The sequence below is a fragment of the Klebsiella sp. MS 92-3 genome (assembly GCF_000195655.1).
In the GTDB taxonomy this organism is placed as follows: Bacteria; Pseudomonadota; Gammaproteobacteria; order Enterobacterales; family Enterobacteriaceae; genus Klebsiella; species Klebsiella pneumoniae.
Window position 1 is genome coordinate 11439 of record NZ_GL882768.1, and the last position, 9976, is coordinate 21414.

The 9976-nt window shown below is 61.3% G+C and carries 11 protein-coding genes; 7 read left to right on the forward strand and 4 right to left on the reverse strand.

Annotated elements, in window-relative coordinates; genetic code table 11:
* The 5 genes from arnA to arnF form a co-directional block, all read left to right on the forward strand.
* Positions 1-1460: bifunctional UDP-4-amino-4-deoxy-L-arabinose formyltransferase/UDP-glucuronic acid oxidase ArnA (arnA, locus tag HMPREF9538_RS20600; RefSeq protein WP_032457024.1), on the forward strand; the 1460-nt coding region annotated here is incomplete at its 5' end.
* Positions 1457-2359, forward strand: coding sequence for a 4-deoxy-4-formamido-L-arabinose-phosphoundecaprenol deformylase (gene arnD, locus HMPREF9538_RS20595; RefSeq protein WP_009484380.1), 903 nt, complete (start codon positions 1457-1459; stop codon positions 2357-2359). The genes arnA and arnD, both read left to right, overlap by 4 nt.
* Entirely contained in the window at positions 2359-4014 is a 1656-nt protein-coding gene (arnT, locus tag HMPREF9538_RS20590) for a lipid IV(A) 4-amino-4-deoxy-L-arabinosyltransferase (RefSeq protein ID WP_009484381.1), read from the forward strand. The genes arnD and arnT overlap by 1 nt, the downstream gene beginning before the upstream one ends.
* The gene (arnE, locus tag HMPREF9538_RS20585) at positions 4011-4349 is read left to right on the forward strand and encodes a 4-amino-4-deoxy-L-arabinose-phosphoundecaprenol flippase subunit ArnE (RefSeq protein ID WP_002920864.1); all 339 of its coding nucleotides are present in this window, start codon (positions 4011-4013) and stop codon (positions 4347-4349) included. The genes arnT and arnE overlap by 4 nt, the downstream gene beginning before the upstream one ends.
* Positions 4349-4729, forward strand: a complete 381-nt coding sequence (gene arnF / locus HMPREF9538_RS20580; protein WP_004186014.1) for a 4-amino-4-deoxy-L-arabinose-phosphoundecaprenol flippase subunit ArnF — start codon at positions 4349-4351, stop codon at positions 4727-4729. Before arnE ends, arnF begins: the two co-directional genes overlap by 1 nt.
* On the opposite strand, the gene HMPREF9538_RS20575 is transcribed toward arnF, so the two are convergent.
* Positions 4726-5775 carry an AI-2E family transporter gene (locus tag HMPREF9538_RS20575; protein WP_004145147.1) on the reverse strand — a complete coding sequence of 350 codons (1050 nt, stop codon included), beginning with the start codon at positions 5773-5775 and terminating at the stop codon, positions 4726-4728. The genes arnF and HMPREF9538_RS20575 overlap by 4 nt on opposite strands.
* Positions 5776-5908: 133 nt before the next feature.
* Between HMPREF9538_RS20575 and HMPREF9538_RS20570 the strand changes: the two genes are divergently transcribed.
* Entirely contained in the window at positions 5909-7129 is a 1221-nt protein-coding gene (locus HMPREF9538_RS20570) for an MFS transporter (protein ID WP_004173981.1), read from the forward strand.
* On the opposite strand, the gene HMPREF9538_RS20565 is transcribed toward HMPREF9538_RS20570, so the two are convergent.
* Positions 7130-7687, reverse strand: coding sequence for a DcrB family lipoprotein (locus tag HMPREF9538_RS20565; RefSeq protein ID WP_002920861.1), 558 nt, complete (start codon positions 7685-7687; stop codon positions 7130-7132).
* A 73-nt stretch (positions 7688-7760) separates the two neighbouring features.
* Positions 7761-8426, reverse strand: a complete 666-nt coding sequence (locus HMPREF9538_RS20560; protein ID WP_002920860.1) for a 7-cyano-7-deazaguanine/7-aminomethyl-7-deazaguanine transporter — start codon at positions 8424-8426, stop codon at positions 7761-7763.
* Positions 8427-8632: 206 nt separating this feature from the next.
* Between HMPREF9538_RS20560 and tusA the strand changes: the two genes are divergently transcribed.
* A complete protein-coding gene (tusA, locus tag HMPREF9538_RS20555) occupies positions 8633-8878 on the forward strand; it encodes a sulfurtransferase TusA (protein WP_002920858.1) in 246 nt (81 codons plus the stop codon).
* Between the two features lie 103 nt (positions 8879-8981).
* Here tusA and HMPREF9538_RS20550 read toward each other — a convergent pair.
* Positions 8982-9976: HAD-IC family P-type ATPase (locus tag HMPREF9538_RS20550; protein ID WP_009484382.1), on the reverse strand; the 995-nt coding region annotated here is incomplete at its 5' end.

Consider the following 9976-nt stretch of genomic DNA (forward strand, 5'->3'; position numbering starts at 1 on the left):
CGCTGCCGGCGATCCTCGCCGGCACCACCGATGAGCGTCCGCAGGATCACAGCCAGGCAACCTATGTGGGGCGTCGTACCCCGGAAGATGGCCGGCTGGACTGGGAGCTGCCGGCGCAGACCCTGCACAATCTGGTGCGTGCGGTCTCGGATCCGTGGCCGGGCGCCTTCGGCTACGCCGGAGCGAACAAGTTTATCGTCTGGAAATCCCGCGTTCGCCACGATTTGCCAGCAGCTAAACCGGGCACCGTGCTCTCCATTGCTCCGCTGATCGTCGCGTGCCAGGACGGGGCGCTGGAGATTGTCACCGGCCAGACCGAACGCGGCGTGTACATGCAGGGCGCTCAGCTGGCGCAGGCGCTGGGCCTGGTGTCCGGGGCGGTGATCAGCAGCAAACCGGTGGTGGCGATTAAGCGTCGCACCCGGGTGCTGATCCTCGGCGTCAACGGCTTTATCGGTAACCACCTGACCGAGCGCCTGCTGCAGGACGACAACTATGAGATTTACGGTCTGGATATCGGCTCCGACGCCATCAGCCGTTTTCTCGACTGTCCGCGTTTCCACTTTGTGGAAGGCGATATCAGCATTCACTCTGAGTGGATCGAGTATCACATTAAGAAATGCGACGTGGTGCTGCCGCTGGTGGCCATCGCCACGCCTATCGAATACACCCGCAACCCGCTGCGCGTGTTCGAGCTGGATTTCGAAGAGAACCTGAAAATCATCCGCGACTGCGTGAAATACAATAAGCGCATTATCTTCCCGTCGACCTCGGAAGTGTACGGCATGTGCACCGACAAAAATTTCGACGAAGATAGCTCCAACCTGGTGGTGGGGCCGATCAACAAACAGCGCTGGATCTACTCGGTCTCCAAGCAGCTGCTGGATCGTGTGATCTGGGCCTATGGCGATAAGAATGGCCTCAAGTTCACCCTGTTCCGTCCGTTCAACTGGATGGGGCCGCGGCTGGATAACCTCAACGCCGCGCGTATCGGCAGCTCCCGCGCTATCACCCAGCTGATCCTCAACCTGGTGGAAGGGTCGCCGATCAAGCTTATCGAAGGCGGCAAGCAGAAGCGCTGTTTCACCGACATCAGCGACGGTATCGAAGCGCTGTTCCGCATCATCGAGAACAAAGACGGCCGCTGCGACGGGCAGATCATTAACATCGGCAACCCGGATAACGAAGCGAGCATCAAAGAGCTGGCCGAAATGCTGCTCGCCTGCTTCGAACGTCATCCGTTGCGCGATCGCTTCCCGCCGTTCGCCGGCTTCCGTGAAGTGGAAAGCAGCGATTACTACGGAAAGGGCTACCAGGACGTTGAGCATCGTAAGCCGAGCATCCGCAACGCCAAACGCTGCCTGAACTGGGAGCCGAAGGTGGAGATGGAAGAAACGGTCGAACACACGCTGGACTTCTTCCTGCGCACGGTTGAACTGGTGGACGATAAAAATCCATGAAACAGGTCGGCTTACGCATAGATGTCGATACCTTTCGCGGCACGCGGGACGGCGTTCCGCGGCTGCTGGAGCTGCTGGGCCGGCATGGGATCCAGGCAAGCTTCTTCTTCAGCGTCGGGCCGGACAATATGGGGCGCCACCTGTGGCGCCTGGTAAAACCGAAGTTTCTGTGGAAGATGCTGCGTTCCAGAGCCGCCTCGCTGTACGGCTGGGATATTCTGCTGGCCGGCACCGCCTGGCCGGGGCGCCGCATCGGCGCAGGGAACGAAGCGGTAATCCGCGCCGCCGCCGAATCTCATGAAGTCGGCCTGCACGCCTGGGACCACTACAGCTGGCAGGCGTGGAGCGGCGTCTGGCCGCAGGAACGGCTGGCGCTGGAGGTTGAGCGCGGCCTGCTGGAGCTCGAGCGCATCATCGGCCGGCCGGTGACCTGCTCGGCCGTCGCCGGCTGGCGCGCCGATCAGCGGGTGGTTAAAGCCAAAGAATCCTTCGATTTTCTCTACAACAGCGACTGTCGCGGCACGCGGCCGTTTCTGCCCCAGCTCGGCAGCGGCGTTTCCGGTACGGTGCAGATCCCGGTCACGTTGCCGACCTGGGACGAGGCGGTGGGCACGGCGGTGGATATCGCCGGCTTTAACCGCTACCTGCTGGATTGCATCCATCGCGATGCGGGCGTTCCGGTCTATACCATTCACGCTGAAGTGGAAGGCATTGCCTACGCCGATCAGTTCAATGAACTACTGACCATGGCGGCGGAAGAAGAAATTCAGTTTTGCCCACTGAGCCAGCTGCTGCCCGCTGACTTTTGCGAGCTGCCCTCAGGCAAAGTGGTTCGTGGTGAACTGGCTGGCCGGGAAGGCTGGCTCGGACGTGAACAATTACTGACTTCGGGTATTTGATGAAAAGCATTCGCTATGGCGTCTCTCTGATTGCGCTGTTTGCGCTGTATTATCTGCTGCCGCTCAATTTCCGTTTGCTCTGGCAACCCGACGAAACCCGCTACGCGGAGATCAGCCGTGAAATGCTGGCCACCGGCGACTGGGTGGTACCGCATTTTCTCGGCCTGCGCTACTTCGAAAAACCGATTGCCGGTTACTGGATCAACAGTATCGGTCAGTGGCTGTTTGGCCATAATAACTTCGGCGTACGCTTCGGGTCGGTCTTCGCCATCACCATGACCGCCCTGCTGGTGGCCTGGCTGGCGTGGCGGATCTTTCGTGATAAGCGGGTAGCTATCCTGTCGCCGATTATCTTCCTCACCGCGATGCTGGTGTATGCGATTGGCACCTATGCGGTGCTGGACCCGATGATCACCCTGTGGCTGGCGCTGGCGATGTGCAGCTTCTGGGGCGCGGCGCAGGCGCGCAGCCGCAGCGGCAAAATACTGGGCTACGTGCTGCTGGGCGTCGCCTGCGGGATGGGGGTGATGACCAAGGGCTTCCTGGCGCTGGCGGTGCCGGTGGTGGGCGTTCTGCCGTGGGTGATCGCCCGTAAACGCTGGCGTGAAGTGCTGACCTACGGCTGGCTGGCGGTAATCGTCTGTACGCTGGTGGTGCTGCCCTGGGGGCTGGCTATCGCTCAGCGCGAGCCGGACTTCTGGCGCTACTTCTTCTGGGTCGAGCATATTCAGCGTTTTGCTGAAAAAGACGCCCAGCACAAAGCGCCGTTCTGGTACTACATCCCGTTCCTGATCGCCGGCAGTCTGCCGTGGCTGGCCCTGCTGCCGGGGGCGCTAAAGCGCGGCTGGCTTGAGCGCGATGAGGCCCGCGGCGCGCTGTATCTGTTAGGTTGGGTGGCGATGCCGTTCCTGTTCTTCAGTATCGCCAAAGGCAAACTGCCGACCTATATTCTGCCGTGCTTTGCGCCGCTGTCGATCCTGATGGCCCGCTACGCGCTGGAGGCCGCAAAGACCGGCGCGAAAGCGTTGCGCATCAACGGGATGATCAACCTGGGCGTTGGTTTGCTGGGGCTTATCGCCGTGCTGGTGGTCTCGCCGTGGGGCTTCATGCATAGGCCGGTGTGGACCAAGATTGAGCTGTATAAATGTCTGCTGGCGGCGATCGCTTTTGCCGTCTGGGCGCTGATGGGCTGGCTGGCGATGAAAGACTCTGGCCGCCGCTGGAGCCTCGCCGCGCTCTGTCCGCTCGGCCTGGCGCTGCTGGTGGGCTTCGCCATCCCGGACCGGGTTATCGACAGCAAACAGCCGCAGTTCCTCGTGGATATCGTCAGCGAATCCCTGCAGCCCAGCCGTTACGTCCTGACCAACAACGTTGGGATCGCCGGCGGCCTGGCCTGGGAGCTGAAGCGAAGCGATATTATTATGTTCGACAAACAGGGTGAGCTGAAGTACGGTCTCGACTGGCCGGATGCTCAGGGAAGCTTTGTCAGCCAGGCCGGTTTTGCCGACTGGCTGGCCGCGCATCGTCAGCAGGGGCCGGTCTCGCTGGTGCTGTTGATGGATAAAGGAGAGAGTATGCTCGACTTACCGTTACCGAAACCGGATAACGCCTACGAGCTGGGCCGGGTCGTTTTCCTTCAGTACCTGCCGCAATGAGCGTCTGGATCTGTCTGGTGTGCGCCAGCCTGCTGAGCTGCGCCGGACAGCTCTGCCAGAAACAGGCGACCCGCCCGTCCCGTCGCGGACGGCGGAGTCGCCATATACTCTTCTGGTTGGGGATGGCGCTGTTATGCCTGGGCTGCGGCATGCTGCTGTGGCTGAGCGTCCTGCAGTCTATTCCGGTCAGCATCGCCTATCCGATGCTGAGTCTGAATTTCGTCTGGGTTACCCTCGCGGGCTGGGGCATCTGGCATGAGCCGGTCGCCCGTCGCCACTGGCTTGGCGTCGGGTTGATCGTCGTGGGCATTGTCATTCTGGGGACCAGCGTCTGATGGGCTTTTTCTGGGCATTACTCAGCGTCGGCCTCGTCAGCGCCGCGCAGTTGCTGCTGCGCAGCGCCATGATGGCCTTGCCGCCGCTGACCGATATTGTGGCATTTCTCCAGCATCTGCTGCATTTCCAGCCCGGGACTTTCGGCCTGTTTTTCGGCCTGCTGGGCTACCTGCTGTCGATGGTCTGCTGGTACTTTGCCCTCCATCGCCTGCCGCTGTCGAAAGCGTATGCGCTACTGAGCCTGAGCTATATCCTCGTGTGGGCCGCCGCCATCTGGCTGCCAGGCTGGCATGAGCCGTTCTACTGGCAATCGCTGCTGGGCGTGGCGATCATCGTCGCCGGCGTATTGACCATCTTCTGGCCGGTGAAACGCCGCTAGCCGGGGAGCCGGCTTTTGGGACGGCCCGGGCCGAGCAGGATCGCCAGCTTGCTGCCCCCGACGGTGGTTTCCATCCAGATTTTACAGACGCTGGTTAACGGCACCGAGAGCAGCATTCCCACCGGCCCCAGCAGCCAGCCCCAGACCAACAACGACAGGAACACCACCAGGGTCGACATCCCCAGCCGGTGGCCCATCATGCGCGGCTCCACCATGTTGCCCAGCACCATATGCACCACCAGAAACAGCGCCCCTACCAACAGGCACTCATAGATGCCGCTGAACAGCAGCGCCTGCAGCATGGGGGGGATAGCGGAGATGGCGGAGCCAATGTTCGGCACATAGTTCAGCAAAAACGCCAGCACCCCCCACATCAGGGCGAACTGTACCCCCATCGCCAGCAGCCCCAGCCAGACAATCAGCCCGGTCCACAGGCTAATCAGCGTCTTCAGCGCCAGATAATGGGTGACGCCTTTCAGCGCCCGGTGCAATCCGGCGATATGCAGGCGCGGGTTATTGAGGGCAAAACGCAGTTTGTAGGGCAGGTGGCGAACCTCAAACAGCATAAAGATCACCGTCATCACCAGCAGCACGATGCTGGCCATCGCCCCGGAAAGCTGGGTCATCAGCGTCGTGGCCCAGGTCATCAGCCGTTCTGAATCCATGCGCCGCAGCATCCGCTCCGGATTGATATGCAGATTAAGGAAGGGGAGATACTCCTGGAGCTGGAGGATCTTGCGCGTCAGGGCGCGGTTGAAATCGGGCAGCATGGCGACAAAGTCATTGAGCGACGCCGCCAGCACGCCGAGCAGCGCGGTGAGCATCACCAGCATCGCCGTCACCACCAGGGTAATGGCGAACGGACGCCGCACCCCGCGGCGAATGAACCAGGTGACCAGCGGGTTGAGAACAATAGCGAAAAACAGCGCCAGCAGCAGCTGCACCAGGATATCGGCGGCGGCGTGGATCCCGGCGAGGATAATCACCAGCGCCGCCAGCTTAAGTAAAATATGAAGCCCGGCTTTATCAGCCTGCGGAGGGGACATAGGTATTCCTTTTATGAGTCGCGCCAGATAAGTGTAGCGGTTCGCCGACTGCCAATATTCCGAAAGGAGGGCTGCTTTTCCGCCGACAGCGTGGTAATAGTGAAAGCTGGTTGTCGAAATCTGGTGGAACCTGATGCCCGAACCCGTCGCCGAACCGGCGCTTAATGGACTGCGCCTCAATCTGCGGATTGTCTCTGTCGTTATCTTTAACTTTGCCAGCTACCTCACCATCGGCCTGCCGCTGGCGGTGCTGCCCGGCTATGTTCATGATGTCATGGGCTTTAGCGCTTTCTGGGCCGGGCTGGTGATTAGCCTGCAATATTTCGCCACGCTGCTCAGCCGCCCGCATGCCGGGCGCTATGCCGACCTGCTGGGGCCCAAAAAGATTGTCGTCTTCGGCCTCGGTGGCTGCTTTTTGAGCGGTTTGAGCTATCTGCTGGCCGCCTGGGGCAGCGGCTGGCCACTGATTAGCCTGCTGCTGTTATGCCTCGGACGGGTAATCCTTGGTATCGGCCAGAGCTTCGCCGGCACAGGCTCGACGCTGTGGGGCGTCGGCGTGGTCGGTTCGCTGCATATCGGGCGGGTGATCTCGTGGAACGGGATTGTGACCTATGGGGCGATGGCGATGGGCGCGCCGCTCGGCGTGCTGTGCTATTCGCACATTGGCCTCAGCGGTCTGGCCGGGGTCATTATGGCGGTAGCGCTGGTGGCTATCCTCTGCGCGCTGCCCCGCGCGGCGGTGAAGGCTGCCAAAGGCAAAGCGATGTCGTTTCGCGCGGTGCTCGGCCGCGTCTGGCCCTACGGCATGGCGCTGGCGTTGGCCTCCGCCGGCTTTGGGGTGATCGCCACCTTTATCACGCTATTTTATGACGCCAAAGGTTGGGACGGCGCGGCTTTCGCGCTGACATTATTCAGCTGCGCATTCGTTGGCGCGCGGCTGCTGTTTCCCAACGCCATTAACCGACTCGGCGGGCTGAACGTGGCGATGCTCTGCTTTAGCGTGGAGGCGATCGGCCTGCTGCTGGTCGGCTTTGCCGATACGCCGATGATGGCGAAAATCGGTACTTTCCTTACCGGGGCTGGCTTTTCGCTGGTCTTTCCGGCGCTGGGCGTGGTGGCGGTGAAGGCGGTGCCGCAGCACAATCAGGGGTCGGCGCTGGCGACCTATACCGTGTTTATGGATTTGTCGTTGGGCGTCAGCGGGCCGCTGGCCGGATTGCTGATGGCGTGGACCGGGATCTCGATGATTTATCTCGCCGCGGCGGGGCTGGTGATGGCGGCGCTGCTGTTGGGCTGGCGGCTAAAAAAACGGCCCCCGGTTAGCGAACCGGAGGCCAGCGCACCAGGCCAGTAATTACTGGATGGTGAGGGTGTTGATGATGCTTTCCGCTTCGGTCTGCGCCTGCTGCTGGTTATCCGCCGGCAGGGTGACCTGCAGGGTCAGCAGCTTGTCATCCACTTTGCCGAGGATCACGGAAGACCAGGCGGTCTGCCCCTTGGCGGAGATGATGCTGTCCAGCTGCTGCAGGGTATGGCCTTTAATCTCCAGCGGTTTATTGCTCACCACCTGCAGCTGCGGGTCGCGGCTGCGCTGCTGATCTTCCAGGCGTTTCGCCAGCACCGCCAGATCTTCATTGGTGCTGTCGCCGACGATGACGATGACCGCTTTCTGGCCGGTAGCGTCAGAGTAGACGTGCATATTGTTCGCCTGGGTACCCAGTTTGCCGCTCTGGTCGGCCATGCCCGCAGGCAGGGTGAAGCTCAGCTTGCCATCCAGCAGGCTGATTGCCTGGCCGCTGGCATTGCTCTCCGCTGCTGCGCCAACGGTTGGCGCTTTTGAATCGCTGTTATCGCAGGCGGCAAGCCCCATCACCAGCAGGCCAATACCGACATATTTAACCAAATTGCGCATTGACATCTTCCTTTCGATAAACGGCCACTAATGGCTCATCCGGCTATCTTAACACATCAGCCCGCGAGTACCTTTAACTCGGCTGTAATGCCGACAAATCAGATTTATCCGCCAGTCTTTTCAACAGCATATTTAACAGCACGCCGTACATCGGCAGGAAGAAAATGATGCTGATAAGCACTTTAAAGCTGTAGTCGACGAGGGCGATTTCCCCCCAGTGGGCGGCCATAAACGGGTCCGGGCTGCGCCAGAAAGCGATAAAGAAAAACGCCACGGTATCGCTGATGTTGCCGAACAGCGTCGAGGCGGTAGGGGCCAACCACCAGCGGCGGCTCTGCCGCAGGCGGTTAAAGACGTGAACGTCGAGGATCTGCCCCAGCGCATAGGCCATAAAGCTGGCGACGGCGATGCGCGCGACGAAGAGATTAAAGGTGCCCAGCGCGGCAAAGCCCTGCCATTCGCCCATGTAGAACAGCGCGGAGATGCCGTAAGAGATGGCCAGCGCCGGGACCATCACCGCGAAAATGATGCGTCGCGCCAGCGGGGCGCCAAAAATTCGCACCGTCAGGTCGGTGGCGAGGAAAATAAACGGAAAACTAAACGCGCCCCAGGTGGTATGGAAACCAAAGATGGAGATCGGCAGCTGAACCAGATAGTTGCTGGAGGTGATGACCAGCAAATGAAATAGCGAAAGCCAGACGAGCGCTTTTTTGCGCTGTACGGTAGTAAACGGATTCATATTGTGACCTTTTTATGCCCGTCATGCTTCAGGTGAATGAGCAATCGGCAGCGGAACGTTGGGGTGAGGGAACCCAATTAAAAACGGCTGCATGATACTGCGTTGCCGGCGTAATGCAATGGTTGTTTTTCGCGCAAACGTTAACCTGGCTTGCGTACTGGCGAGCAGGGGGTAAACTAGGGCCGTTTTGTTGACGTGAGACTAAAATGAGCGAACTTTTCTCCACTCCTGACCACACCCTGGATGCCCTGGGACTCCGCTGCCCGGAGCCGGTCATGATGGTGCGTAAAACCGTGCGGACGATGCCGGTGGGCGAGACGCTGCTGATTATTGCTGACGATCCGGCCACCACCCGCGATATCCCGGGATTCTGCCGCTTTATGGAGCATGAGCTGGTGGCCCAGGAAACCGAAGCCCTGCCGTACCGCTACCTGATCCGCAAAAGCCACTGAGCCTCTCCCGGATGGCGGCGCGTAGCGCCTTATCCGGGCTACCCGACGGTCTGGAACCGTAGCCCTGCTAAGCGCAGCGCGAGCAGGGAAGCCGGTATCTATGCTACAACTTCTTACGCAATAACCGCAGCGCGTTAGCCGTTACCAGCACGGTGGCGCCGGTATCCGCCAGCACCGCCAGCCACAGACCGGTCAGGCCGAGCAGGGTGGTGACGAGGAAAATCCCCTTCAGCCCTAAGGCAATCGCGATGTTCTGGCGGATATTGGCGTGGGTGGCGCGCGCCAGGGAAATCATCTGCGCCAGGCCGGTCAGACGGTTATGGGTCAGCGCGGCGTCGGCCGTCTCCAGCGCCACGTCGGTTCCGCTGCCCATGGCGATGCCGATGGTGGCCGCTTTCATCGCCGGCGCGTCGTTGATACCGTCCCCGACCATCGCCAGCGGCGCGTCGGCATTCAGCGCTATCACCGCGTTGACCTTGTCCGCCGGTAGCAGACCGGCGCGGAATTCCAGCCCCAGTTCGCTGGCGATGGCCGCCGCGGCGCGCGGGTTATCCCCGGTAAGGATCACCCCCTGAACGCCCAACTGATGCAAAGCATCCACCGCCTGACGCGCGTCGTCGCGCAGGGTATCGCGCAGCGCCAGAATGCCGAGCAGCGTCTCGCCGCGCATTACCAGCACTACCGTTTGCCCGGCGCTTTCCAGCTGCTGGATCTGCGCCTCATGCTCTGCCGGGGCGGCTTTGCTGGCTGCGCAGATCAGGATGCGGCTGCCGTTGACTTCGGCTTCGATACCAGAGCCCGCCAGCGCCCGCTGGCCGCTGGCAAGCGGAATGCTCAGCTGACGTCGCTGCGCTTCACGGACGATAGCCTGCGCCAGCGGGTGGCTGGAGCCTTGCTCCACCGCCGCCGCCAGCGCCAGCAGCGCGTTGTCGTCAACTTCGGCCGTGGCAATAACCGAAGTCACCTGCGGCTGGCCGACGGTCAGGGTGCCGGTTTTATCGAACGCCACCTGGCGCACCTGGCCCAGCTGCTCCAGCGCCGCGCCGCCTTTGATTAGCGCCCCGCGGCGGGGGGGGGGCGGCCGGGCGGGGGGGGGGG